This window comes from Alcaligenes faecalis (genome assembly GCF_041521385.1).
In the GTDB taxonomy this organism is placed as follows: domain Bacteria; phylum Pseudomonadota; class Gammaproteobacteria; order Burkholderiales; family Burkholderiaceae_B; genus Alcaligenes; species Alcaligenes faecalis_E.
This window is the reverse complement of record NZ_CP168006.1, coordinates 1,464,801-1,489,145: the sequence shown is the minus strand read 5'-3', so window position 1 is coordinate 1,489,145 and position 24,345 is coordinate 1,464,801. Positions and strand designations below refer to the sequence as shown.

Sequence of the window (24,345 nt, the reverse complement as noted above, 5' to 3'; positions counted from 1 at the left end):
CCAGCAAGGTGTTGCCAGGGATGCACACTCTAGCCTTTGTATCTTAACGCGGATTACGGTAGAATTTCTGGTTAGCTATTGCGCTTTTGTCGGGATCATCCGGCAGGGCTTACATTAAGATCGGAGATCACCATGGCGGAAATCAAACGCACTCGCCGCAACACGCTGGAGCGTCGTTGCCTGGGTAAAGCATTCAAACGTCTGTTTGTTCGCGCACCCAAGGGCGTTTTCAAAATGCTGGAAAAGGTCAAGCGCGTCTAAGTGCCTGGCATGAGCGGTGTACAGGCAGGAATCTGATTTTTCAGCTTTCAGTCACACCCAGCAGCAAAAAAACCACAGGCTTGCCTGTGGTTTTTTTGTGCCCGTTTGATTTTTCTTCGGGTTTGTCTGGAGCCCAGCAGATCGTGCACTGCACAGTGCTGGGCTTGCCTTATGATGGTGTCATCGTTATGCAGATGTAAAAGTTGCCCGTAACAATAATCAAAACGGCTGATTGCATCTTTGGGGGACATTAGCTCATGGAATGGCGCCACGTATTCACTGTTCTGACACCCAGCTATAACCGTGCCCACACTCTGGAGCGCGTTTACCGGTCACTGTGTGAGCAAACCTGCCAAGACTTTGAGTGGGTTGTGGTTGATGACGGCTCCACGGATGGCACGCGGGAACTGGTGCAGGGCTGGCAGCAGCAGGCTCCCTTCCCGATTCATTACGCCTGGCAGGAAAATCGTCACAAGAAGGCCGCGTTCAATCATGGTGTGGCCCTGGCCCAGGGCGAACTGGTTGTTGCTTTGGACAGTGATGACACCTTGCTGGTCAATGCGCTCTACGACATGGCGCAAATCTGGGCAGACATTCCCGTGTCAGAGCGGGCCGGCTATGCCGGCATTACGGGTTTGTGTGTGCGTCCAGATGGCAAGGTCGTCGGGGATATGTTTCCTCAGGATGTCTTTGATGCCAGCTCCTTGGACATGAGCTTTCGCTACCATGTGCGGGGCGAAAAGTTCGGCTGCTTGAGTACGGCCGTGCTGCGCAAGTTTCCCTTTCCCGATCAAATTGAAGGCTTTGTGCCTGAAAGCCTGGTGTGGCGGGCGATTGCCCGAGCGGGCTACAAGAATCGCTTTGTAAATACGGTGTTTCGGGTCTATCACGACAGCCCGGATTCTTTGTCGGTGCAAGGCAAGACCAGCCAGCAACATGCACTGGGCTTGTGGTTGCTGGCGCAGGATACGGTGGTGAAGTGCCTGCCCTGGTTTCGTTACGAACCCAAGGCTTTCTTGATGGCTGCTGCGCGTTATACCCGCTTTGGGCTGCACCTGCGCGCCAGTGGGCGCACGCCACCAGCAGGCTATGGCCTGAAAGGCCTGGCCTCTTATCTGCTGGTGGGTTTGATGTGGCCGGCGGGTGTCGTTTTATATCTGCGCGACAAGAGACGGGCCTGAGCGAGATCAGTGCAGGGTGTGGCCATGCACGCCCGGCTCCGGGCTGTCATCATCGTCCTCGTCGTCGTCTTCATCCGTATCGTCTTCAGGGGCGAAGGCATCTTCGTTCAAGGCGAAAGGCAGCAACTCTTCCAGGGTTTCAGTCCAGGCGACTTCTTCGCCTTCTTCGTCCACTTTGATAAAGCGCACGGGCTCGGCATCGCTTAGCTGGATGGCCCACAGGTAACGGCAGGCGTAGACAGCATTGTCCTTGGGATCCAGGCCACCGCGGTTGCCCACGATGCGGGCTTGTTCGCCGCCTACCTGCACAACGGTGAATTCGCTTTCGTCCTCGTTCTTGTCCAGGGGCATGGCAAAGATGACCCATTCAAAGCCGGTTTCTTCCGCGCCCACGATCTCGGCCAGGACGGCGCGACCCAAATAGGCACTTAACGCATCGGCAGTGCGGCCCAGGGTTTCGATCTCTTCGGTGGTAAATACAAGCTCAGGGGCGTCAGGTGTGGACATGGCGTTTTTTGGATTGTCAGCAAAAGTGAGTATATTACCTGAGACAGACCTGCATTCAGGCCGGGTGTTTTGTTCTGGACCAGACAGAAGCGCGCCTTTTGGGCGCCAAACGCCTACAATCCCAGGTTTCCGAACACGACCTGTTTTTCCTTTTTAGGTTTATATGGCTCAATACGTTTATTCGATGAACCGCGTGGGCAAAATTGTGCCGCCCAAGCGGCAGATTCTGCGCAATATCTCCTTGTCCTTTTTTCCGGGTGCCAAGATTGGTGTGCTGGGCCTGAACGGCTCGGGTAAATCCACCTTGCTCAAGATCATGGCTGGGGTAGATACCGAGATCGAGGGCGAAGCTGTCCCCATGGCGGGGATCAAAATCGGTTACCTGCCACAAGAACCACAACTGAACCCCGAACACAGCGTGCGCGAAGCCGTACAGGCCGGTTTGGGCCAAGTGTTCGAGGCGCGTCAGCGTCTGGAGCAGGTCTACGCCGAATACGCTGAGCCCGATGCGGACTTTGACGCTCTGGCCGCCGAGCAGGCCGAGCTGGAATCCATTATTGCCGCCGCTGCCACCAGCGGTGCCGACGACATCGAAACCCAGATGGAAATCGCGGCCGATGCGCTGCGCTTGCCACCGTGGGACGCCTCCATTGCCAATCTGTCCGGTGGTGAAAAGCGTCGCGTGGCCCTGTGTCAGTTGTTGCTGTCCAAACCCGACATGTTGCTGCTGGACGAGCCAACCAACCACTTGGACGCGGAAAGTGTGGACTGGCTGGAAGTGTTCCTGCGCCAGTTCCCCGGCACCGTTGTGGCGGTAACCCACGATCGTTACTTCCTGGATAACGCCGCCGAGTGGATTCTGGAACTGGACCGTGGTCACGGTATTCCCTGGAAGGGTAATTACAGCTCATGGCTGGAGCAGAAAGACGACCGCCTGAAGCAGGAAGAGGCGTCGGAAAGTGCTCGTCAGCGCACCATCAAGAAAGAGCTGGAGTGGGTGCGTCAGAACCCCAAGGGACGTCAGGCCAAGGCCAAGGCCCGTCTGGCCCGCTTTGAGGAACTGTCCTCGCACGAATACCAGAAGCGCAATGAAACCCAGGAAATTTTCATTCCTGTGGCCGAGCGTCTGGGTAACGAAGTGATTGAGTTTGAAAATGTCAGCAAGGGCTATGGCGATCGTCTGCTGATCGATAACCTGAGCTTCAAGGTGCCAGCCGGTGCCATCGTCGGGATTATTGGCCCTAACGGGGCCGGTAAGTCCACCTTGTTCCGCATGCTGGCCGGTAAAGAGCAGCCTGATTCCGGTACGGTCAAACTGGGTCAAACCGTCAAACTGGCGTATGTGGACCAGTCGCGTGATGCGCTGGCCAACGAGAAAACCGTATTTGATGCGATTGCCGATGGCGCAGACTTGCTGACCGTGGGACGCTTTGAAATGCCATCACGTGCTTATCTGGGTCGCTTCAACTTCAAGGGTGCGGATCAGAACAAGATCGTGGGCAATCTGTCCGGCGGGGAGCGTGGTCGTTTGCACCTGGCCAAGACCCTGATTGCCGGTGGCAACGTCTTGCTGCTGGACGAACCGTCCAACGACCTGGACGTGGAAACCCTGCGCGCCCTGGAAGATGCCTTGCTGGAGTTTGCCGGCTCAGTCATGGTGATCAGTCACGATCGCTGGTTTCTGGATCGTATCGCCACTCATATTCTGGCTTTTGAGGGTGATTCGCAGGTTGTCTTCTTTGACGGCAACTACCAGGAATATGAAGCAGACAAGAAGAATCGTCTGGGCGAAGATGCTGCCAAACCTCGTCGTATCCGCTACAAATCCCTGAAATAAGGAAATTGCCATGCCTGTGCTCAATGCCCACCAGTCTTTCGTCCTGATTGTTGATATGCAAACGGGTTTGTTGCCCGCCATTGCAGACCATCAAACCTTGGTCGAACGGGCCGGGAAGCTGGCACAGGCGGCCCGCCTTTTAGGGGTGCCGGTTCTGGCAACCGAGCACTGGGCCGAGAAAATTGGCCCAACAGCTCCGGCCCTGCTGCCACATATAGACAAAGTGCTGCATAAAACCCACTTTGATGCCACGCGTGAAACCGATTTTTTGCCCGCTTTGCCGGTAGGACGCACACGTGTCTTGTTACTGGGTACAGAGTCTCATGTGTGTGTGTTACAAACTGGCCTGGGTTTGATGGAGCGCGGTTATGAGCCGGTCATGGTGGGTGATTGCGTCGGCTCGCGTCATCCCGAGTCCCGTCAGGCGGCCTGGGATCGATGGGCGATGCATGGACTGGAGCGTGTTAGCGCCGAAATGGCGATGTTTGAATGGCTGGAAACGCCAGCTCATCCCGCATTCAAGCAGGTTCTGGCCTTGATCAAATAAACTGAACAAAAGCTGAATTACATCTGTTGCGTTACCTAACAATCGGGTCTGGACTAATCTGTTCCATAAGGTGAAGATAGACTTTAACGCCGTGTTAAGCACGGATACTTCACGGAGGTTTACGGATGAAAATGACGACTATCACTAAAGTAGGTATGGCCACGGTTCTAGCCGTCGTGATGGCGGGTTGCTCTTCCTGGGATAGTATGAGCAAGCGTCAGAAGGGGGCCGTAACCGGCGCTGGTGTTGGTGGCGTGGCCGGGGCAGTGATCACTGGCGGCGGTGTACTGGGTACTGTGGGCGGCGCTGCTATTGGTGGTGTGATCGGTGACCAGGTTGGCAAGAACCGTTAAATTAAAAATCGTTTGGTTGAGCTGACACGCTCGCCGAAGCAAAAAGCCTCAAGGCATGGGGAATGAGTCCCGACCTTGAGGCTTTTTTTGATGGGTACGTCCAGATCTATCGGTACGCGTCTCCATCCATCATGGAGCGATACCAGTGGTGAAAGTGCTTCATGCCGTCCTCCAGTGGTGACTGGTAAGGGCCAACTTCTGATACTCCGCGCTCCATCAAGGCGCGGCGGCCGGCATCCATGCGTTCGGCAATCTCATCATCTTCTACGGCCGTTTCCATATAGGCGGCGCGCTGCGCTTCTACAAAGTCACGCTCGAAGGCCACGATGTCCTCCGGGTAGTAGAACTCCACCACATTCATGGTTTCCTGCGGCCCCTTGGGGTAGAGCGTGGAGAGCACCAGCACATGTGGATAGATCTCGATCATGTGGGTGGGGAAGTAGGTCACCCAGACAGCACCGAAATCCGGCGCTTCGCCCTGGCGGTAGGCCAGGAGCCTGTCGTGCCATTGGCGATAGGTGGGTGAACCCGGATTGGCCAGGGCTTGATGCACACCGACTCGTTGCAGGCTATACCAGTCGTTGAACTCCCATTCCAGATCATCACAGGTCACGAACTGACCCAGACCGGGGTGGAAGGGGGCGACGTGATAGTCCTCCAGATAGACCTCGATAAAGGTCTTCCAGTTGTAGTTGCACTGGTGGATTTCGACGTGATCGAGCACATAGTCCTGAAAGTCGAACTCGGGGCGGCTGAACAAGGCTGCCATATCCTGGGCTGGATCGCGCGGGCCTTCAAACAGCAGGCCATGGCAATCGCGCAAGGGATAGCGTTCCAGGTTCAGACAGGGTTTGTCCTTGAAGCGGGGTGCCGCCAGTAAATCGCCTTGGGCGTTATAGGCCCAGTTGTGCAGGGGGCAGACAATATTGCCTCCCGTGCTGCTCAGGGAGCCGTGGCTGGCCTGATTGGGCTGGCCGGGCATGCCACCCAGCATCAGGGCCTGACGGTGTCTGCAGACGTTGGAGAGCAGTTCTACGCCGTGTTGGCTGCGTATCAGGGTACGGGCAGCATTTTCCTGTGCCAGGGTGCGCCAGTCGCCGGGTTCGGGAACGAGTTTTTCATTGCCGACGTATAAGGCGGACTGCTGAAAAATACGCTCTTGTTCGCGCTCGAACAGAGCGTGGTCAAAGTAGGCGCTAACAGGAAGCTGGGGGTGAGCGGGCACAAGACGTGCCATCTGACCGAGCTCGGTCATGATTCCCTCCGCATGGGTCAATAAGCCAGGCCTCTGTGGGCATTTGATGGCACTACTTGCCATCTCTGGCGCGAAGAAAAATCGGAACGGGCCGATTACCAAGGCGAAATTGTACCTGATCTATTAGCCACCTAGCCGCATTGCACCAGCCTTGGCGGGTGTTTTGCGTAATGCTTTTGGTATAGGGAACCGCCAAGAAAATGGCCATCCGCACGGGATGGCCATTTCAAGCAGCAAGGGTTTGCCTGTCAGCGACGCTTTACTTGTTCTCCAGCGTGCTGGCATCAATTTGCGGCATTTCGATTTTGACTTCCAGCACTTCCAGCGAGTCCTGGCGATCAAGGTTCACCTTGATGTCATCGGGGTTAATCTTCACGTAGCGCGAGATCACTTCGACCAGTTCTTTTTGCAGGCGGGGCAAGTAGTCCGGGGCAACACCCCCTTGGCCACGTTCGTTAATGAGGATCAGTTGCAGACGGTCTTTGGCAACCGTTGCCGACGTTTTCTTGTGACCGAGCAGGAAGGACAGGAAAGACATATTACTTTCCTCCGAACAGGCGCTTGAACAGACCTGGCTTTTCGTAATCCACAAAACGCAACGGTTTTTCGCCACCCAGGTAACGATCTACGATGTCCTGATAGGCCTGGGACACATCACTTTCCTTGATATGGATAACGGGTACTCCTTGGTTGGATGCTTGCAGCACGGTTTCCGACTCGGGGGTGACCCCAATCAGTTTGATGCGCAAAATATCTTCCACATCCTGTAAAGACAGCATTTCGCCGTCCGATACGCGCTTGGGGCTGTAACGGGTCAGCAGCAAATATTCTTTGATCGGCTCGTCGCCTTGCTCACCGCGTCGTGATTTGGCGGCCAAAATACCCAGGATGCGGTCTGAGTCACGAACCGAAGATACTTCGGGGTTGGTCACAACCAGGGCATCGTCTGCAAAGTAGGAGGCCATCAAGGCGCCGGTTTCGATACCTGCGGGTGAGTCGCACACAATGTATTCAAAGCCCATGCCCTTGAGCTCTTCCAGTACTTTCTCCACGCCTTCGCGGGTCAGGGCGTCTTTGTCGCGCGTCTGGGAAGCGGGCAGGATGAACAGATTTTCCAGCTGTTTGTCACGGATCAGGGCCTGGTTCAATGTGGCTTCGCCCTGGATCACGTTGACGAAGTCATACACCACGCGTCGCTCGCAACCCATGATCAGATCCAGGTTGCGCAAACCGACGTCAAAGTCGATGACCACGGTCTTGTGACCGCGCATCGCAAGACCAGATGCAAAACTGGCACTGGTGGTGGTTTTGCCCACGCCACCCTTGCCGGAGGTCACTACAACTATACGCGCCATGACAATCGGATTCCTTTGTTTTTCAAGTCACATAATCGTAAAGCATAACGGGCCTAATTTTGACATCCGTTCTGCCACTTAGCCTACTGCTTAGAAACAAAACATATCAATTGCTTTGTTCCGTGTCAGCTTACACGGTTGCGCTTGCACTTGCTTGCCCTCATGCGGGTTCTCAGTGCAAGCCACTATAAAAAGCGCCGGCAAAAGCCGGCGCCTTGTACGGTTAGGAGCTTAGGGGATCAAATCTGAGCGTGTCGTTGTCCAGTGTGACCACGGCTGGTTTATTGCGTAACTGCGTATCCAGCCGCGTTTCAATAATGCGATACACACCGGCAATGGCGATCAGTTCCGGGTCCAGTTCGGTCGTGAAAATGCGTGCCTTGGTATCACCACGGGCACCAGCCATGGCTTTGCCACGCAGTGGGCCGTAAACATGGATGTTGCCGTCAGCCACCACTTCTGCGCCCTGACTGACGGCTCCAATCACAATCAGGTCTGTGTGACGTGCGTAGATGCGTTGGCCGGAACGTAGCTGACGGTTGATGATGAGCGCAGCCGGAGCAATAGCGGGCGGCGGTGGGGTGGCCACGGCGGGGGCTTCCTGCTGGGCCGCTTGCGACAATACAGGCACTTCCTTGTCCGGAGCCGCCTGGGCTTGCGGGCGGGCCGGCGGGTTGGACAGTTCGACGTGTGGCAAGCCACTGTCGATAGCATTGTCGGCATGATCGGGGTGGGCAATGATGCCAACCGGATGCAGCTTGTGCTGACGCAGCGCGTCCACCAGAGCAGCCCAATCCACCGGCGCGTCAATGGCGCTGGCATCGATGACGACGGGCTCGTCTTCAAAGAAGGAGCCAGCGTCTTTCATGCGTTGAGCCAGTGCGGCTAATTGTTCGGCTGTATCCGCCGAACGTAGCACCACCCGTACGGCGTACAGTGTGGCGCTTTTGAAGTCCAGGGCCTGAGGCCCTTTGGCATGAGTCTGATCGTTCACGTTAATAGCCTTAGACCCAAGTGTCTTTCAGAGTCGTTGTGCGGTTAAGAACGGGTTTTTCGGGCGTCGAGTCCACACGGTCTGCCACAAAGTAGCCCAGACGCTCAAACTGCCAGCGAGCATCGGGTGTGGCATGGGTGCCAGGTTCCAGCCAGCCCTGAATCACGCGCAGCGAGTTTGGATTGATGTGCTCCAGGAAGTCCTGGTCGGCCGCGTCGGGCTGAGGATGGGCAAAGAGACGGTCGTACAGACGAATCTCGGCTGCAATCGCGTGTTCTGCGCTGATCCAGGTGATGTTGCCCTTGACCTTGACCGAGTCCGCACCGGGCGTGCCGCTCTTGGTGTCGGGCAGGTATTCGGCCAGTACCTGGGTGACATTGCCTTGCTCGTCCTTGACGCAGCCGGTGCAACGCACCACATAGCCGTACTTCAGGCGCACGGTATTGCCGGGAAACAGACGGAAGTACTTTTTAGGAGGTTCTTCCTTGAAGTCCTCGCGCTCGATGTACAGGCGAGCGGAGAAGGGGAACTCGCGTTGGCCGGCTTGCGGATTGTGCGGATTGCGTGGTGCGTGGCACAGCTCGCTTTGGCCTTCGGGGTAATTGGTGATGATCAGTTCTATCGGGTCCAGAATGGCAACGCTACGGTCGGCGACCGGGTCCAGATCATCGCGCAGAGCTTGTTCCAGTAGGCTGTAGTCCACGTGCTGGGCGGCTTTTGATACCCCCAGACGGTCTGTAAACAGACGGATGGCACCTGCGCTGTAGCCTCGACGGCGCAAACCGGCCAAGGTAGGCATGCGCGGATCGTCCCAACCGGATACGCGGTTTTCCTGAACCAATTGGCGCAGCTTGCGCTTGCTGGTGACTACATAGGATAGGTTCAAACGCGAAAATTCGTACTGTTTGGGCAACGGGTCGGCCAACTGACCCAGTTCGACCAGACGCTCCAGAATCCAGTTGTAGAAGGGACGCTGGTCTTCAAATTCCAGGGTACACAGGCTGTGCGTGATGCGCTCGAGCGCGTCTTCCACCGGGTGCGCCCAACTGTACATGGGGTAGATGCACCACTTGTTGCCCGTGCGATGGTGTTCAGCATGGCGGATACGGTACATGACCGGGTCACGCATATTGATATTGGGTGAGCCCATATCGACCTTGGCGCGCAGGGCCATACTGCCGTCAGGGTGTTTGCCGTCGCGCATTTCGCGCAAGAGCTGGATGGACTCCTCGGCAGGGCGGTCGCGCCAGGGCGAGTTCACCCCTTTTTCGGTCAAGGTGCCACGGTTGGTACGCATTTGTTCAGCGTTCTGTTCGTCAACGTAGGCATGACCCGCATTTACCAGAGCCTCGGCAAACTGGTACATATAGTCGAAGTAGTCGCTGGCAAAGTACAGGTTTTCTTCTTTCTTGAAGGTCCAGTCAAAGCCCAGCCATTTCACCATGTCGAGAATGGCGTCGACGTACTCCTGCTCTTCTTTTTCGGGATTGGTATCGTCAAAACGCAGGTGGCAGGCGCCTTGGTAGTCGCTGGCCAGCCCGAAGTTCAAACAGATACTTTTGGCGTGCCCGATATGCAGATAACCATTGGGCTCGGGGGGAAAGCGCGTACGAATACGTGCGGCATCAACAGCCGCCCCTTCCTGGGTGCTTGCCGGGCCCGGCTGACCGGCCCAGGTCTTTTGTGCGTAACGGCCGGCGCTCAAGTCCTGGTCGATGATCGTGCGCAGAAAATTAGATGCGGGAGCGGGAGTGGTGTCAGAGGTCATACACGTTTGAAATAAAGAAGCCGACAGACGAATCGGCCATTTTGCCACGTTCTTGTTTTAGAGGGGTATTTACCCCATGAACGCGTTCTGAAAAATCAGGGGAAAACTTGGGGTAGTATGGTGGCGTTTTCTGGCTAATTCACCCTACACTAGTGCTCATTATGACGCACTCCGCCCTTTCCCTGTCTCATGCCCAGTTTTTTCTTAGTCTGGGATTCATGCTGCTGTTTCTGGCCCTGGAGCTGGGGCTGGCCTGGGTGCTGCTGTATTTCAAAGTCAGGACCTTTGGCCGCAACGCAACAGCCTGGATGGGGGCATACCGTTTTTGGGTGCGTCTGTTTGCATTGGCGTTTATTTTAAGTTTTGCTGCGTCCATGCCGGTACTGATTCAGTTTGGCAGCGTCTGGCCAGGACTGATGGGACAGGTAGGCGATGTGATTGGCCCCATGCTGGCCGCCTCTATGTTGTCGCTGTTTGTTTTTAAATCCTGTTTTTTGGGTGTCATGCTGTTTGCCCAGCGCATGCTCTCCAATCTGGTTCACACCTTGGTGGTGCTGATGGTGGCCTTGGGCGTAACGGTAACGGCATTTTGGCTGGTGGCGATGGTGGCCTGGATGCAGGTGCCAACGGGTGTGGATGTTATTGAAGGCCATTATGTGGTGCTGGAGTGGCTGGATGTGCTTGGCACACCGGCCTTGCCCTGGTACGCCGGTCTTTTATTTGCAGGCAGTTTACTGACGGTTGCCTTTTTTATTTTGGGCGTGACGTGTGCGCAGACCATGCAAAAGCCGGTTACCGATCAGGAGCGCCTGGCTTTTCGTAGCGCCTTGTCTTTAGGCGCAGCCGCTTGGCTGGCTCTGGTTTTTGCGGTGGTGGGCAATGGTTTCATGACCGCCGAGCATCAGCCAGCCAAGGCTGCGGCGACGGCTGCGTATTGGGAAAGCGGCTCGCAGCCTGATCTGATTTTTGTGGCCGCACCCTCGGCCATGCAGGACAGCGTTTTGGGTGTGTTGCGTTGGTCACACGCCGGTGGTCGCTGGCTGGGCCGCAACGACAGTGGCATCCTGATGGGCCTGGATCAGTTTTCTGAAGCCATGCCTCCCGTTACCTTGACCTTCTGGTCCTTTCGTGTGGCGGTGCTCGCCGGCGCCTTGATGCTCTTTCTGTTGGTGTGGGTCTGGTTGCGTACCCGTCGTTATGGCTTGGATCCGCATTCACTTTCCTATAGAGAGCGTCAGGGAATGGTGATGGCGTCTGTACTGGGCTGGATCATGTTGTTGGGGGGGGCGGCCTATGTCTTGCTGGGCTTTCTGCCCTACCTGGTGGGTAACGATATCAAGGCCGTGCAAGTGCAAAGCACCGAAAGCGTCTTTACCGTGGGCCTGGGTTTGCTGTTCTATGGCCTGGTCTACGTCTTGTGCATGATTGGTTTTTTCCAGAAGTTGCGCCATGCCGTTCGTTTTGGTGTGGTGCCGATCGCACGTCATCGGGGTCGGGCATGATTGATTCTTTCGCCAATGCGCTGGGCCTGGGCGCCCATGATCCCGCGTTCTGGATGCCGCTGGCCTTTTTGGCCCTGTTCTTTTTGATTATTGTGGCCGGTACGGTTCTGGACGGCTTCGATATTGGTGTGGGCTGCCTGTCCTTGCTGGCACCGGACTCCTTGCGTCCCCGCATGCTGTCATTGCTCAGCCCCTGGCGCGATGCCAACGAGTTCTGGTTGTTTCTGGGTTTGGGCTTGTTTGTCTGTGCTTTTCCCAAAGCCTGGGGTGCAGTGATGGGGGGACTGTATGCGCCTTTATCCGCCTTGGGTATCGGCGTCTTTGTCCGTTCCGTATCCTTTGAGTTCCGGCTGCGTGCGCCAGTAGAGCGTCAGTCCCGCTGGCAGATGGGTTTTGCCCTGGGGTCCTGGTTGACGGCGTTCTCCCACGGTGTTTTGTTGGCACAAGTCGTCGTGGGTTTTCAAAGCGATGCGGGCTATATCTGGTTCTCTGTCTTCATGGGTTTTTGCGCTATTGCCGCCTACTGCTTGTTGGGCGCCAGTTGGCTCATCATGCGCGAGGCAGGCGAACTGCGTGCCCGTGCAGTGAACTGGGGGCGTCGCTCGGTACGTTGGTTTGCGGCCGGAGCCGTGGGCGTTTCGGTCGTGTTGGCCTTTGTCAATGCCGGTGTCCTGCTGAAATGGAGCGACGGGCCGTACTGGGGCTTGGTCTTGTTTCTGTGGGCCTTGATTCTCAGTTGCTTTGTGTCGATTGAAATGAGCCTGCAGCGCATGATCAACAGCAGTTATCGCACTACTGCCTTGCCCTTTTTGCTGACTCTGTTCGTGATGGTGTCTGTCATGGCAGGATTGGCGTTCAGTTTTTTCCCCTATCTGATTCTGGACGAGATGACGATCTGGGATGCCGCCGCGGGGGTGCCTGCCTTGAGTCTGATCCTGTCGGCGATTGTGATTACCTTGCCCATCGTGCTGATTTTCAACGTGTGGGTGTACTGGCGCATGTTTGGATTGTCCCGCCCACCTTTGCCGCCCAGCTTTAAAGGCTGACCCTTTTTATGATTGCCCATTCTGTGCTGTCGATGCGCAAGCGTCTGCAGGGTTTCAAGTGGTTATCTGATATGCCCGCCATGCTGGCGTGGGCAGTCTTGGCTGGCATTTTGGGAGCCCTGGCTACGCTGGCCTTTCATCTGGGCATGCGTTTTGTGCAGCAAATAGTTACTGGACAGCACGGCGGTATTGTTGCGGTAACGGAAAGCCTGCCTTGGTACATGCGCCTTTTGTTTCCCACCTTGGGCGGTTTGTGTGCCGGTATCTTGCTGTGGCTGGCGGGACGTCTGCCGTCGGGCAGCAATTCAGACTATATGGAAGCTGTAGCCATTGGTGATGGCCGCTTGTCCATTCGTCAGGGCTTGCTGCGATCCTTGTCTTCCTTGATGACGGTGGCCTCGGGCGGTTCTATTGGGCGGGAAGGGGCGATGGTGCACCTGGCTTCCTTGTCTGCTTCTGCGATTGGCCGTTTCACGCTGTTTCGTGAGGCTCGCCTGCGTTTGTTGGTGGCTTGTGGTGCCGCAGCCGGGGTGGCTGCAGCCTATGGTACTCCCATTGCCGGTGCGGTATTTGTGGCCGAGATTGTGCTGGGCACCATGACCATGAGCAGCTTTGGTCCCCTGTTGATGGCGGCGGTCAGTGCTCACCTGACCATGCGTGTGCTGGGTGGTTATCACGCCCCTTATGAAATGACAAATGTACAGGCGGTGACGGGTTGGGATATTTTGCCTTTTCTGGTTCTGGGGGTACTGATTGGTCTGGCTGCGCCCGCTTTCCTGAAGTTGCTGAATTTGTTTCGCGCTCTGTTCAAGCGTACTGGCCTGGGTCTGCCTCTGCGTTTGGCTTTGGGCGGCTTGTTGCTGGGGCTTTTGCTGATCGCCATGCCGCGCGTGGCGGGTAATGGCTTTAGCGTAGTATCTGCCATGTTGCACAGTGACTGGGCCTGGTACAGCGTACTGCTGATCCTGGCATTCAAGGTTCTGGCCACGGGCCTGACGGTGGGTTCAGGTGCCGTCGGTGGTGTGTTCACTCCCGCTATCTTTGTGGGAGCTGCCTTTGGCACCTTGTTTGGACAGTTGAGCCTATTGATTTTTCCGGGTCTGGACCTGCCTTTGTATCTGTTCACTTTGGTGGGCATGGGGGCGTTTCTGGGGGCGGCAACCAGTGCGCCCTTCATGGCCATTCTGATGTTGTTTGAAATGACATTGAGCTACCAACTGGTGCTGCCGCTGATCGTGGCCTGTGTCATGGCTTATTTTGTGTCGCGTGGGGTGGCCGAAGTCGCCATGTATGAAGTCACCCTGGTACGCGAGCGTGATGCCTTGCTGCGCCACAAACTGCGTCACACCACCTTGGCTGAGCTGGTGCGTCCAGCAGACACCGTGGTCAGTACCACCACACAAATGCGCGATGCCTTGCAGATGTTCCTGGATTATCCCGTGCGCTATCTTTATGTGGTGGATGAGGAGCAGATCTATCAAGGTGTGATTGCCCAGCCTGACCTGACCCGGATGTTGTTGGACGACAACGCTGCCCAGGAACGTGTGGTGGGGGATATCTTGCGTATGGATTTTGTCAAGACGCTCTACCCGAACATGAGCCTGGACGAGGCTCAGGAGCATTTTGTCAGCTTTGCCGGAGAACGCCTGCCTGTATTGAATGGTGACGGCTCGGGTCGCCTGATTGGTGTAGTCTATAAGTCTGCTGTGCTGGAAAAATACTCCGCCATCAAACGCTCCCTGGATGCGAGCGGCGAAGTCATGCTGGATGCCCGGCGCTAAACTCTTTTTGTGACATAAACCATGCGTACCAAAGCTTGCCAGCGAGGCTTGGCAGGCGGGCTGATTGTCGGTCTTGCCATGCTGTTCGCTGTTCCATTGGCCACCGCTCAAAACCGTGTTGGGCTGGAGAACTTATCGGCCACGCGTGTGTATGGTGTGGATGAGGCCCAGGCGATTCCTCCTCAGGAGCTTCCCCCGGTAGAGCCGTTTTTTGATGCCTCGCAATGGCATCGTCAGGGCGACCAGGATTTGGTCAACCCAGCCACGTCGATTGATTTTTCTTTTTCCGATTTCAGCCTGAACGGTGCCAGTACGGCCAGTCTGGCGCGCTCTATTCAATATAGTCAGCAGTCCTCGCCGATCTGGAGTGGGCGGTGGCTGAGCAGCGCACCTGATCAGGTCTGGCAGTTTGGCGAGCGCAATTGGCGCTACGTCAATGATGATGGCTTGCAACTGACCCTGGGTAATGACACGGTGACTGCCCCGGATTGGGCGCGGCCTGTGGAGCTGGGCGGGATCAATATTACCCAGCAGTTTGAACAGGGCCCTGCTGGCCCCTGGCGCTATGCCTTGGCGGTGGGGGCGCTGGATATAACTGGCAAGCAGGACAATGGGGATCTGGTGTACGGATCGTCGGCAAGTAGCTTGATGGTCAGCACCGATATCACCAGCAGGACCAGTATTGATACTCAGGTGGAAAGCGCAAGCGATTTTGGCTTGACCGGAGTGGGCGCTACTTATCACTCCCCTGATTTTGGGGTGTGGCAGGCCAGTGTGGCCAAGGCGTCCCATTCGGTGGGGCAGGGTTGGCGATATCAGGCGGCTTACGGCCTGGATGTGCTGGATGATTTGCATCTGCAATGGCAAGGCGAACGCTATCAGGACCACTTTCTGGATTTAAGTCGTTATCAGGGCATGAAGATCGATGCGGCCAGCAGCCGGCAGGTGGTGGGCTTGTCCGTGCCCCTGCGCCGCTGGGGCGAAGTCAAGACCCAGTACGAGGTGCAGCAGGTAATGGCCGGTGGGCAGAACCGCTATCTTGGGGTCACGCAGCAGTTCTGGTACAGTCCCCACCTTAGGGTGGGTTTGCAAGCTCGCCGTCATCTGGAAAGTCGCCAGTCGAATATCGCGCTGCGCTTTTCCATTCCGATTTTTTAAGCAGGCGGCATGGCCCAGTCAGCACTTGAGGTTCTTCAGGAAGTTTTTGGTTATGACAGTTTTCGTGGCTCTCAGCACGAGATTATCGAGACCCTGATCCAAGGCGGCGACGCTCTGGTCTTGATGCCCACGGGCGGCGGAAAATCGCTTTGTTACCAGATTCCTGCTTTGGTGCGACCCGGCACCGGCGTGGTCGTATCCCCCTTGATTGCCTTGATGCAGGATCAGGTGGACGCCCTTAACGAGTTGGGTGTTAACGCGGCGTATTTGAACTCCACCCAGGACTGGCAAACGGCCCGCGAGGTTGAGCGCGAGTTTCTGACGGGGCAACTGGATCTGCTCTATGTGGCTCCCGAGCGTTTGCTGACAGACCGCTGCCTGGATTTGCTGGCACGCGGCCAGATTTCCCTGTTTGCCATTGACGAAGCCCACTGCGTATCGCAATGGGGTCACGATTTCCGCCCGGAGTATCTGGGTCTGGATTTGCTGGCCCAGCGTTGGCCGGGTGTGCCACGGGTTGCGCTGACGGCGACGGCCACTCAGTTTACGCGGGTAGAGATTGCCCAGCGCCTGAAGCTGGAAGCGGCCCGGCATTTTGTCGCCAGTTTTGATCGCCCCAATATTTGTTATCGCATCATTGAGAAAAACGAGGTGCGCAAGCAGCTCTTGAGCTTTATTAAGGAAGAGCACTCCGGGGATGCGGGAATTGTGTATTGTCTGTCGCGCTCGCGTGTGGAGGATACGGCCGAGTTTCTCTGCAAGAACGGTATTCATGCCTTGCCTTACCATGCTGGGCTGGATGCGCAGCAACGTGCCATTAACCAGGCCCGCTTTCTTCGAGAAGAAGGGGTGGTCATGGTGGCGACCATTGCTTTTGGCATGGGCGTCAATAAACCGGATGTGCGTTTTGTGGCCCATATTGACCTGCCCAAATCAGTGGAAGGTTATTACCAGGAAACCGGGCGGGCAGGACGTGATGGCGAAGCGGCCACGGCCTGGCTGGCTTATGGCCTGCAAGACGTGGTGCAATTGCACCGCATGATTAATCAGTCGCAAGGTGATGCGGCACACCGACGTCAGCAAGGTCAGGCGCTGGATGCCATGTTGGGCCTGTGCGAAACCATTTCCTGCCGTCGCCAGCGTTTACTAGCGTATTTTGATCAGCAGATCGAACCTTGCGGCAACTGTGACACCTGCCTGGAGGCCCCCGAGGCCTGGGATGGCACCGTGGCCGCGCAGAAAATGCTGTCCACTATTTATAGACTGTGGCGCGAGCGCGGCCAGCGTTTCGGGGCCGGGCACCTGATTGACATCTTGCTGGGCAAGCTGACGGATCGTGTCAAAGAGCATGAGCACGACAAGCTTACGGTCTTTGGGGTGGGCAAGGAATTGACCGACCAAGCCTGGCGCGGGGTGCTGCGCCAGTTACTGGCGCATAGTCTGGTCACGGTCGACCCGGAAGGCTACGGCACTTTGTTGCTGACCGAAGCCAGCCGCGAAGTACTCAAGGGAGAGCGCACCTTGATGCTGCGGCGCGAAACCGTAAAACGTGGACCGGCAGCACACCGGGTAAAAGGTCAGGCGCCTGCCGGACCCGCGCTGGAGCCCGATCAACAGCGACGATTCGAGGCTTTGCGCACCTGGCGTGCCACTATCGCACGCGAACATGGCGTACCCGCCTATGTCATTTTTCATGATGCCACCTTGCGCGAGGTGGCCATCCGCTGCCCCAGCTCAGAGGCTGATCTGGAGCCGATTACCGGCATTGGCGTACGCAAAAGAGAGGCCTACGGCGAGGCTTTGCTGCGCTGCGTTCAAGAGTTCCAAACGCAATAGAAATTGTTAGCAGAGCAAAGATTAGTTGCATTTTTATGCGCTGAATCTGCTCTGCAGTGACAAAACCGCTATTCGCTCAATCCGCTATATGTAGTAGAATGACGCCAATATCGCACTATATATGGTGTGCATCAAATGACGCCGGCGGCTGCAAAAGCCGCGTCTTCCGTCAATTACCACCGATTTCCGAGACTGACATGCAATCAACCGAACAGTTAATGGTCACTAAGCGAGATGGCCGTACAGAACCTATTAACCTCGACAAGATTCACCGAGTGGTTGATTGGGCTGCTGAAGGTCTGAGTAATGTGTCCGTCTCTCAAGTAGAGCTGCGCTCGCACATTCAGTTCTACAACGGCATTCGCACCAGCGACATCCACGAAACCATCATCAAGTCGGCGGCGGATCTGATCTCTGAAGATACGCCGGACTACCAATATCTGGCTGCCCGTCTGGCGATTTTCCACCTGCGAAAAATCGCTTTTGGTCAGTTTGAGCCACCAAGCCTGTTCGATCACGTGACCTTGCAAACCAAGGAGGGTCGCTACGATCCACACCTGCTGCAAGACTATACGCGCGCCGAGTTCGATGAGCTGGATGCGCATCTGGATCACTGGCGTGACATGAACTTCTCTTACGGCGCCGTCAAGCAGTTGGAAGGCAAGTACCTGATTCAAAACCGTGTGACCAAGCGCATCTACGAAAGCCCCCAGTTCCTGTACATGCTGGTGGCCATGTGCTTGTTCGCCCGTTACCCAGCCGAGACCCGTCTGGGTTTTATCAAGCGTTTTTACGACGCCGTATCGCAATTCAAGATTTCCTTGCCCACGCCCATCATGGCTGGCGTGCGCACACCCACCCGCCAGTTCAGCTCTTGCGTGCTGATTGAATGTGACGACAGCCTGGACAGCATCAATGCCACGACCAGCGCCATTGTTCGTTACGTGTCCCAGCGTGCCGGTATTGGTATCAATGGTGGCCGCATTCGCGCCGTAGGCAGCGAAATTCGCGGCGGTGAAGCGCAACACACTGGCTGCCTGCCGTTCTTCAAGATGTTCCAGGCTGCAGTGAAGTCGTGCTCGCAAGGCGGCGTGCGTGGTGGTGCGGCAACCTTGTTCTACCCCATGTGGCACCTGGAGGTGGAAACACTGCTGGTTCTGAAGAACAACCGTGGTGTGGAAGAAAACCGTATTCGTCACTTGGACTACGGCGTTCAGATCAACCGCTTGCTGTATCAACGTTTGATCAAGGGTACCCATATCACCCTGTTCTCGCCGCATGATGTCCCCGGACTGTACGACGCTTTCTTTGCAGACCAGGACGAGTTCGAGCGTCTGTACGAAATGTACGAGCAGGATCCCGCCATCCGCAAGCGCAGCCTGCCAGCCGTGGAGCTGTTCTCCTTGCTGATGCAAGAGCGTGCCAGCACTGGCCGTATCTACATTCAGAACGTGGACCACTGCAACACGCACAGCCCATTCCAGGCCGACCGCGCTCCCGTGCGCCAGTCCAATCTGTGCATGGAAATTGCTCTGCCCACCAAACCCTTGAACGATCTGAACGACCCCGAAGGTGAAATTGCACTGTGCACACTGTCGGCTTTCAACCTGGGCGCTCTGGAGTCTCTGGACGAGCTGGACGGTCTGGCTGAACTGATTGTTCGTGCTCTGGATGCTCTGCTGGATTACCAGGACTACCCGGTCAAGGCTGCGCTGAATGCAACCAACAAGCGTCGTTCTCTGGGTGTTGGCGTCATCAATTACGCTTACTACCTGGCCAAGAACGGCGCTCGTTACTCCGATCCCGCTGCCTTGGGGCTGACCCATCGTACCTTTGAAGCGATCCAGTACTACCTGTTGAAGGCTTCGGTTCAGTTGTCGCGCGAATATGGTCCTTGCGACGCCTTCGACGAAACAACCTATGCCAAGGGTCTGTTGCCTACCGACACCTACAAGAAAGATGTGGACGGTATTTGCAACGAGCCATTGCACCTGGATTGGGAGGCCCTGCGTGCCGACATCGTCAAGCACGGTCTGCGCAACTCCACCCTGACCGCCTTGATGCCTTCGGAAACCTCCAGCCAGATTGCCAATGCCACCAACGGTATTGAGCCTCCGCGTGGTCTGGTGTCCGTCAAGCAGTCCAAGGACGGCATCTTGCGTCAGGTGGTGCCTGAATTTGAAAAATATAAGGATCAGTATGAATTGCTGTGGCAAATGCCTGGCAACGACGACTACCTGAAGTTGGTTGGCGTGATGCAGAAGTTTGTTGATCAGTCGATCTCTGCGAACACCAACTATGACCCACAGCGGTTCGAGGGTGGTCGCGTCCCGATGAAGCAACTGCTCAGGGACTTGCTGCTGGCCTACAAATACGGTGTGAAGACCTTGTACTACCACAACACCCGCGACGGTGCTGATGATTCGCATGGCGAAGTAGAGGACGACGGTTGCGCAGGCGGCGCGTGCAAGATCTAAGCAAGGGTAAAGAGCATCATGACTACCTATAGTACTTTTTCTAAAACGGATAACGATCAGCTCAAAGAGCCCATGTTCTTTGGGCAGCCGGTTAACGTGGCTCGCTACGACCAGCAGAAATATCCGATTTTTGAAAAGCTGATTGAAAAGCAGTTGTCTTTTTTCTGGCGTCCGGAAGAAGTGGACATTACGCAGGATCGAATCGACTACCAGAACCTGCCTGATCACGAAAAGCATATTTTCATCAGCAATCTGAAGTATCAGACGTTGTTGGACTCCATTCAGGGCCGTAGCCCCAATGTGGCCTTCCTGCCTCTGGTGTCAATTCCAGAGCTGGAAACCTGGATTGAGACCTGGGCTTTCTCCGAGACGATTCACTCGCGCTCGTACACGCACATCATTCGCAATATTGCCAATGATCCGTCCGTTATTTTTGACGATATCGTGCGTAACGAGAATATTCAGCTGCGTGCTGCTGATATTTCCTCGTATTACGACGACCTGATCAGCGACACCATGCTGTATGCCCAACTGGGTGCTGGTGAACATGAGATCAACGGTGAGACTCGTACATTGAGCCTCTATGAGCTGAAGAAGAAGCTGTACCTGTGCATGATGAGCGTCAATATTCTTGAGGCCATCCGCTTTTATGTCAGTTTTGCCTGCTCTTTCGCCTTTGCCGAGCGCAAGCTGATGGAAGGCAATGCCAAGATCATTCGTCTGATTGCGCGTGATGAGGCGCTGCACCTGACTGGCACGCAACACATCATCAATATCCTGCGTTCCGGCAGTGACGACCCCGAGTTCGCTCAGATCGCCCGCGAACTGGAGCCGGTCTGCTTTGATATGTTCAAAGATGCCGCCGAGCAGGAGAAACAGTGGGCGGATTATTTGTTCCGCGACGGTTCCATGATTGGTCTGAACAAGGACATTTTGGGTCAGTACGTGGAGTACATCACCAATATCCGTATGGGTGCGGTGGGCCTGAAGCCTGCGTTTGAGTCCGTCAAGCACAACCCCATTCCCTGGATCAACACCTGGCTGTCTTCGGACACCGTGCAGGTGGCACCTCAAGAGGTGGAACTGAGCTCTTACCTGGTCGGTCAGATCGATTCGGCCGTGTCGGCTGGCGACTTCGACGGTATCGAGCTATGAGTCTAGTCCGGACAACTGATCATGATTTTCAGTTGCGGGACGGCGAAACTTTGTTGGAAGGTTTGGAGCGAACCGGCCATCAGGTTGAGTATCAATGCAGGAGCGGTTATTGCGGCTCCTGCCGTATTCCTCTTGTGTATGGAAAGGTTGCCTATAAAGAGCAGCCTTTAGCGTATGTCGGCCCAGGTGAGGTTCTGCCGTGTTGTTGTACGGTACTTGAACCGATCATGGTCGATTGTCAGCGCGTTGCCCGGATTGAGGAGGAACCAGAGGATCAGTTCGGTTTTACCGGGCTGAATCCCTGATTCCTTGATCTCCTTTTAGCTGGCCAGGCGTTTTTCTTCCAGCTTTTCCCAGCGTTCAAATAACTGCTCCAGGTCTTTGTTTAGCTGATCTAGTTGGCTGTTGATCTCGTCAGCTCGGGCAGAGCCGTCTTTATATAGATCCGGCGCGCTCAGTTGTTCCGCCAGTTCGGCTTGCTGGCTTTCTATAGCTGCAATTTTCTCGGGCAGCGCGTCCAGTTCCTTTTCTTCCCACGGGGCCAGACGGCCAGGTTTGGCCGTCTTGTTGTTGCGCTCAGCAGCAGGTTTTTCAGCGGCGGCGGGAGTTTGAGTGCTGGCTGCCGGTGTCTCAGCCTTGGCTTGTGGGCGTTGTGCCAGCCACTCGTCGTAGCCACCCACATACTCGCCCCAATGGCCGTCGCCTTCGGCCGCAATCACCTGGGTGACCACGTTGTCCAGGAAGGTACGGTCGTGGCTGACCAGCAGCACGGTGCCCGTGTAATCCTGAATCAGGTCTTCCAGCAGCTCCAGCGTTTCGATGTCCAGGTCGTTGGTCGGTTCGTCCAGTACTAATACATTAGTGGGCTGGGCAAACATGCGGGCCAGAGCCAGGCGGGCGCGTTCACCACCGGACAGGCTGCGTACGGGCGAGTGAGCGCGGGCAGCCGGGAACAGGAAATCCTCCAGGTAGCTCATGATGTGTTTGCGCTGATTGCCAATTTCCACCCACTCGCTACCAGGGCTGATGGTGTCGGCCAGAGTGGCGTTTTCGTCCAGGCGACTGCGCATCTGGTCAAAGTAGCCAATGTTTAGTTTGGTGCCGTGGCGCACTGTGCCGGAGTTGGGTTCCTGCAAACCCAGCATGATGCGCAGCAAGGTTGTTTTGCCGGCACCATTGTGGCCGATCAGGCCAATGCGATCGCCGCGCATCAACACAGTGGAAAAGTTCTTGATCAGGATTCGGTCATCGTAGCCGTGCGTGACATCTTGCAGTTCTGCGACCAGCTTGCCGGAGCGTTGGCCTTCGGAAATGGCAAACTTCACGTCACCGGAGCGTTCGCGTCGTTCAGCGCGATCACGGCGCAATTGCTCCAGACGGCGGACACGGCCTTCGTCGCGGGTGCGGCGCGCTTGCACCCCTTTACGAATCCAGACCTCTTCCTGAGCCAGAAATTTGTCGAATTTGGCGTTTTGCTGCTTTTCCGCTTCCAGAAATTCCGCTTTGCGTTCCTGCCATTGGCTGAAGTTGCCGGGGAAACTGAAGAGTTTGCCGCGGTCCAGCTCGATAATCCGCGTTGCCACTACATCCAGAAAACGACGGTCGTGGGTGATGATGACTGCGCTGCCACGGAAGTCCAGCAGCAATTGTTCCAGCCAAAGAATGCCGTCGAAGTCCAGGTGATTGGTGGGCTCATCCAGCAAGAGCAGGTCGGGTTCGTTGACCAGCGCATTGGCCAGGGCGACACGTTTGCGTTGTCCGCCCGACAGGCTGCCCGCTAGCGCATCCGGGTTTAAACCCAGCTTGTCGATCAAGGCGTTGACGCGGGCAGGGCGTTGCCAGTCTTCGGCTTCGGTGAAATCGCCGCACAGCAAATCGTAAATGCTGAGGCTGGGGTCCAGCTCGGGTTCTTGCTCGACGGTGGCCACTTTCAGCCCGCCCAGTCGTTTGACCTGACCATCGTCAGGTGCCTGACGTTGATCCAGAATTTTCAAAAGCGACGATTTGCCAGCACCATTGCGCCCGATCAGACCGATACGTTCGTTGCTTTGAATGACCAGATCGGCGTGGTCCAGCAAAGCATGGTGGCCAAATGCCAACTGGGCATCGGTCAGGGAAATCAGATTGGTGGACATAAGACTCCAGATAAAACAGCGCGTCCTGCGAATTTCTCTATTGTCGCAGGTTACAATGCATCTGTGAGGCAGGCTGGGCAGTCGCGGTACACAAGTATCGAGGAAGGTCCGGACTCCATAGAGCAGGGTAGCGGCTAACAGCCGTCCGGCAAGTGTGGCATCACGCCAGACGAGCCGAGGACCAGGGCCACAGAGACGAGACCACAGCAAGGGCTTGCGAAAGCAGGCACAGATACGGCCACTTCCGTGTTTTCTTGCGCTTCGGTGCAAAGTGCTGTGGGGTGAAACGCGGTAACCTCTACCCGGAGCAATACCAAATAGGCATACGCAGGCTTTTAGCCCGAGAGGCGGCTCGTCTCAGTATGCGGGTAGGTAGCTAGAACCGGCCAGCAATGGTCGGTCCAGAGGAATGATTGCCGGTCAGCGGGTTCCCGCTGACATACAGAATCCGGCCTATAGGCCTGTCTCACACTTCTCCTGGCATTCGCCACCAATTGCACCGATTTCGTACATTTGAAAGCAATTGTTAAGGATGTTGAGTCCTTGGCAGGGGTTGCTTGTGCGCGTTTTTATAACAATTCACTTTTAATGCACACCGCAATTTCTTGATTTAACACGATATTTTTTTTTAGCCACTTCTGGGATAGTGCGCTAAGTGCTTGTTGTGATTGAAAAAATTGCAACCGCTGCCTTGACCGCAAAGCCTTTCCACCGTAGAGTGGGGAAAAGTAGGAAATAGTGTAAAAAAGTGGGGGAAAAAAGTGTTCCAAGGCAGCAGCGCACTCACACTGGATGCTAAGGGTCGGATGTCTATTCCGACTCGGCACCGTGACGCGCTTTTGCAACAGGAACAAGGCCGCTTGACTCTCACTCGCCATCCCGACGGCTGTTTGCTGGTGTATCCGCGCAGTGTGTGGGAAGAAAAGCGCGAACAAATTGCCCGCTTCCCCATGAGTGCACGTTTCTTGCAACGCCTGCTGCTGGGCAGTGCTCAGGACGTTGATCTGGATTCCGCTGGTCGGATATTGATCGCTCCCGAACTGCGCGCCGCAGTAGGGCTGGAGCGCGACGCCATGCTGCTGGGTATGGCCACCCATTTTGAGTTGTGGAATGCCCAGGAACTGGAACGCCGACAGGCCCAGGACCTGGCTGAAAACTCCACAGACGTATTCGACACTTTTTCTTTCTGAGTAAGTC

At 55.9% G+C, this 24,345-nt stretch carries 21 protein-coding genes and 1 other RNA gene; 15 read left to right on the top strand and 7 right to left on the bottom strand.

Features of this window, described 5'->3' with window-relative positions:
• Nucleotides 1–132 precede the first annotated feature (132 nt).
• Together ACDI13_RS06675 and ACDI13_RS06670 are read left to right on the top strand one after the other, a co-directional pair.
• On the top strand, nt 133–261 hold the full coding sequence (locus ACDI13_RS06675) for a hypothetical protein (RefSeq protein WP_003803595.1): 129 nt from the start codon (nt 133–135) through the stop codon (nt 259–261).
• A gap of 257 nt (nt 262–518) precedes the next feature.
• Nucleotides 519–1,442, top strand: a complete 924-nt coding sequence (locus tag ACDI13_RS06670; protein WP_316988211.1) for a glycosyltransferase family A protein — start codon at nt 519–521, stop codon at nt 1,440–1,442.
• Nucleotides 1,443–1,448: 6 nt separating this feature from the next.
• Here ACDI13_RS06670 and ACDI13_RS06665 read toward each other — a convergent pair whose 3' ends face one another.
• On the bottom strand, nt 1,449–1,949 hold the full coding sequence (locus ACDI13_RS06665) for a hypothetical protein (RefSeq protein ID WP_316988210.1): 501 nt from the start codon (nt 1,947–1,949) through the stop codon (nt 1,449–1,451).
• 163 nt (nt 1,950–2,112) lie between these two features.
• Here ACDI13_RS06665 and ettA point away from each other — a divergent pair, with 163 nt between their 5' ends.
• From ettA to ACDI13_RS06650, 3 genes are all read left to right on the top strand, one after another.
• Nucleotides 2,113–3,786: an energy-dependent translational throttle protein EttA gene (ettA, locus tag ACDI13_RS06660; RefSeq protein WP_316988209.1), complete on the top strand. Its 1,674-nt coding sequence runs from the start codon at nt 2,113–2,115 to the stop codon at nt 3,784–3,786.
• A 10-nt stretch (nt 3,787–3,796) separates the two neighbouring features.
• A complete protein-coding gene (locus ACDI13_RS06655; protein WP_316988208.1) occupies nt 3,797–4,333 on the top strand; it encodes an isochorismatase family protein in 537 nt (178 codons plus the stop codon).
• A gap of 125 nt (nt 4,334–4,458) precedes the next feature.
• Nucleotides 4,459–4,686 (top strand): glycine zipper 2TM domain-containing protein, encoded by a 228-nt coding sequence (locus tag ACDI13_RS06650; RefSeq protein WP_094195732.1) that lies wholly within the window; start codon nt 4,459–4,461, stop codon nt 4,684–4,686.
• A 106-nt stretch (nt 4,687–4,792) separates the two neighbouring features.
• Here the strand turns inward: ACDI13_RS06650 and ACDI13_RS06645 are convergent, their stop codons facing one another.
• From ACDI13_RS06645 to ACDI13_RS06625, 5 genes are all read right to left on the bottom strand, one after another.
• A complete protein-coding gene (locus ACDI13_RS06645) occupies nt 4,793–5,941 on the bottom strand; it encodes an aromatic ring-hydroxylating dioxygenase subunit alpha (RefSeq protein WP_316988207.1) in 1,149 nt (382 codons plus the stop codon).
• Between the two features lie 259 nt (nt 5,942–6,200).
• Entirely contained in the window at nt 6,201–6,479 is a 279-nt protein-coding gene (gene minE / locus ACDI13_RS06640) for a cell division topological specificity factor MinE (protein ID WP_009455079.1), read from the bottom strand.
• A gap of 1 nt (nt 6,480) precedes the next feature.
• Nucleotides 6,481–7,296 carry a septum site-determining protein MinD gene (gene minD / locus ACDI13_RS06635; RefSeq protein WP_316988206.1) on the bottom strand — a complete coding sequence of 272 codons (816 nt, stop codon included), beginning with the start codon at nt 7,294–7,296 and terminating at the stop codon, nt 6,481–6,483.
• A 223-nt stretch (nt 7,297–7,519) separates the two neighbouring features.
• Nucleotides 7,520–8,290: a septum site-determining protein MinC gene (gene minC / locus ACDI13_RS06630; protein WP_316988689.1), complete on the bottom strand. Its 771-nt coding sequence runs from the start codon at nt 8,288–8,290 to the stop codon at nt 7,520–7,522.
• 10 nt (nt 8,291–8,300) lie between these two features.
• Nucleotides 8,301–10,058: a glutamine--tRNA ligase/YqeY domain fusion protein gene (locus ACDI13_RS06625; protein WP_316988690.1), complete on the bottom strand. Its 1,758-nt coding sequence runs from the start codon at nt 10,056–10,058 to the stop codon at nt 8,301–8,303.
• Nucleotides 10,059–10,219: 161 nt separating this feature from the next.
• Between ACDI13_RS06625 and ACDI13_RS06620 the strand changes: the two genes are divergently transcribed.
• The 8 genes from ACDI13_RS06620 (at nt 10,220) to yfaE (ending at nt 21,318) form a co-directional block, all read left to right on the top strand.
• Nucleotides 10,220–11,560 carry a cytochrome ubiquinol oxidase subunit I gene (locus tag ACDI13_RS06620; RefSeq protein ID WP_316988691.1) on the top strand — a complete coding sequence of 447 codons (1,341 nt, stop codon included), beginning with the start codon at nt 10,220–10,222 and terminating at the stop codon, nt 11,558–11,560.
• Entirely contained in the window at nt 11,557–12,606 is a 1,050-nt protein-coding gene (locus ACDI13_RS06615; RefSeq protein WP_316988692.1) for a cytochrome d ubiquinol oxidase subunit II, read from the top strand. The genes ACDI13_RS06620 and ACDI13_RS06615 overlap by 4 nt, the downstream gene beginning before the upstream one ends.
• A gap of 8 nt (nt 12,607–12,614) precedes the next feature.
• Entirely contained in the window at nt 12,615–14,387 is a 1,773-nt protein-coding gene (locus tag ACDI13_RS06610; protein ID WP_316988693.1) for a ClcB-like voltage-gated chloride channel protein, read from the top strand.
• A gap of 21 nt (nt 14,388–14,408) precedes the next feature.
• On the top strand, nt 14,409–15,545 hold the full coding sequence (locus ACDI13_RS06605) for a hypothetical protein (protein WP_316988694.1): 1,137 nt from the start codon (nt 14,409–14,411) through the stop codon (nt 15,543–15,545).
• Nucleotides 15,546–15,554: 9 nt separating this feature from the next.
• A complete protein-coding gene (recQ, locus tag ACDI13_RS06600; protein ID WP_316988695.1) occupies nt 15,555–17,381 on the top strand; it encodes a DNA helicase RecQ in 1,827 nt (608 codons plus the stop codon).
• A gap of 197 nt (nt 17,382–17,578) precedes the next feature.
• Entirely contained in the window at nt 17,579–19,858 is a 2,280-nt protein-coding gene (nrdA, locus tag ACDI13_RS06595) for a class 1a ribonucleoside-diphosphate reductase subunit alpha (protein ID WP_316988696.1), read from the top strand.
• An 18-nt stretch (nt 19,859–19,876) separates the two neighbouring features.
• On the top strand, nt 19,877–21,013 hold the full coding sequence (nrdB, locus tag ACDI13_RS06590) for a class Ia ribonucleoside-diphosphate reductase subunit beta (RefSeq protein ID WP_316988697.1): 1,137 nt from the start codon (nt 19,877–19,879) through the stop codon (nt 21,011–21,013).
• Nucleotides 21,010–21,318, top strand: a complete 309-nt coding sequence (gene yfaE, locus ACDI13_RS06585) for a class I ribonucleotide reductase maintenance protein YfaE (RefSeq protein ID WP_316988698.1) — start codon at nt 21,010–21,012, stop codon at nt 21,316–21,318. Before nrdB ends, yfaE begins: the two co-directional genes overlap by 4 nt.
• A gap of 15 nt (nt 21,319–21,333) precedes the next feature.
• Here the strand turns inward: yfaE and ACDI13_RS06580 are convergent, their stop codons facing one another.
• Nucleotides 21,334–23,148: an ATP-binding cassette domain-containing protein gene (locus tag ACDI13_RS06580; RefSeq protein ID WP_316988699.1), complete on the bottom strand. Its 1,815-nt coding sequence runs from the start codon at nt 23,146–23,148 to the stop codon at nt 21,334–21,336.
• 65 nt (nt 23,149–23,213) lie between these two features.
• Between ACDI13_RS06580 and rnpB the strand changes: the two genes are divergently transcribed.
• Both rnpB and mraZ read left to right on the top strand, forming a co-directional pair.
• Nucleotides 23,214–23,620: RNase P RNA component class A (gene rnpB, locus ACDI13_RS06575), an RNA gene on the top strand.
• A gap of 289 nt (nt 23,621–23,909) precedes the next feature.
• Nucleotides 23,910–24,338, top strand: coding sequence for a division/cell wall cluster transcriptional repressor MraZ (gene mraZ / locus ACDI13_RS06570; protein ID WP_003803565.1), 429 nt, complete (start codon nt 23,910–23,912; stop codon nt 24,336–24,338).
• The last annotated feature ends 7 nt before the right edge of the window (nt 24,339–24,345 follow it).

Coding starts and splice junctions, on each gene's coding strand:
- ACDI13_RS06620 (WP_316988691.1), top strand. CDS start 10,220: ATGACGCACTCCGCCCTTTCCCTGTCTCATGCCCAGTTTTTTCTTAGT.
- minD (WP_316988206.1), bottom strand. CDS start 7,296: ATGGCGCGTATAGTTGTAGTGACCTCCGGCAAGGGTGGCGTGGGCAAA.
- yfaE (WP_316988698.1), top strand. CDS start 21,010: ATGAGTCTAGTCCGGACAACTGATCATGATTTTCAGTTGCGGGACGGC.
- ACDI13_RS06615 (WP_316988692.1), top strand. CDS start 11,557: ATGATTGATTCTTTCGCCAATGCGCTGGGCCTGGGCGCCCATGATCCC.
- nrdB (WP_316988697.1), top strand. CDS start 19,877: ATGACTACCTATAGTACTTTTTCTAAAACGGATAACGATCAGCTCAAA.
- ACDI13_RS06625 (WP_316988690.1), bottom strand. CDS start 10,058: ATGACCTCTGACACCACTCCCGCTCCCGCATCTAATTTTCTGCGCACG.
- recQ (WP_316988695.1), top strand. CDS start 15,555: ATGGCCCAGTCAGCACTTGAGGTTCTTCAGGAAGTTTTTGGTTATGAC.
- ACDI13_RS06670 (WP_316988211.1), top strand. CDS start 519: ATGGAATGGCGCCACGTATTCACTGTTCTGACACCCAGCTATAACCGT.
- ACDI13_RS06655 (WP_316988208.1), top strand. CDS start 3,797: ATGCCTGTGCTCAATGCCCACCAGTCTTTCGTCCTGATTGTTGATATG.
- ACDI13_RS06580 (WP_316988699.1), bottom strand. CDS start 23,148: ATGTCCACCAATCTGATTTCCCTGACCGATGCCCAGTTGGCATTTGGC.
- nrdA (WP_316988696.1), top strand. CDS start 17,579: ATGCAATCAACCGAACAGTTAATGGTCACTAAGCGAGATGGCCGTACA.
- ettA (WP_316988209.1), top strand. CDS start 2,113: ATGGCTCAATACGTTTATTCGATGAACCGCGTGGGCAAAATTGTGCCG.
- ACDI13_RS06645 (WP_316988207.1), bottom strand. CDS start 5,941: ATGACCGAGCTCGGTCAGATGGCACGTCTTGTGCCCGCTCACCCCCAG.
- ACDI13_RS06605 (WP_316988694.1), top strand. CDS start 14,409: ATGCGTACCAAAGCTTGCCAGCGAGGCTTGGCAGGCGGGCTGATTGTC.
- ACDI13_RS06650 (WP_094195732.1), top strand. CDS start 4,459: ATGAAAATGACGACTATCACTAAAGTAGGTATGGCCACGGTTCTAGCC.
- ACDI13_RS06665 (WP_316988210.1), bottom strand. CDS start 1,949: ATGTCCACACCTGACGCCCCTGAGCTTGTATTTACCACCGAAGAGATC.
- ACDI13_RS06675 (WP_003803595.1), top strand. CDS start 133: ATGGCGGAAATCAAACGCACTCGCCGCAACACGCTGGAGCGTCGTTGC.
- minE (WP_009455079.1), bottom strand. CDS start 6,479: ATGTCTTTCCTGTCCTTCCTGCTCGGTCACAAGAAAACGTCGGCAACG.
- ACDI13_RS06610 (WP_316988693.1), top strand. CDS start 12,615: ATGATTGCCCATTCTGTGCTGTCGATGCGCAAGCGTCTGCAGGGTTTC.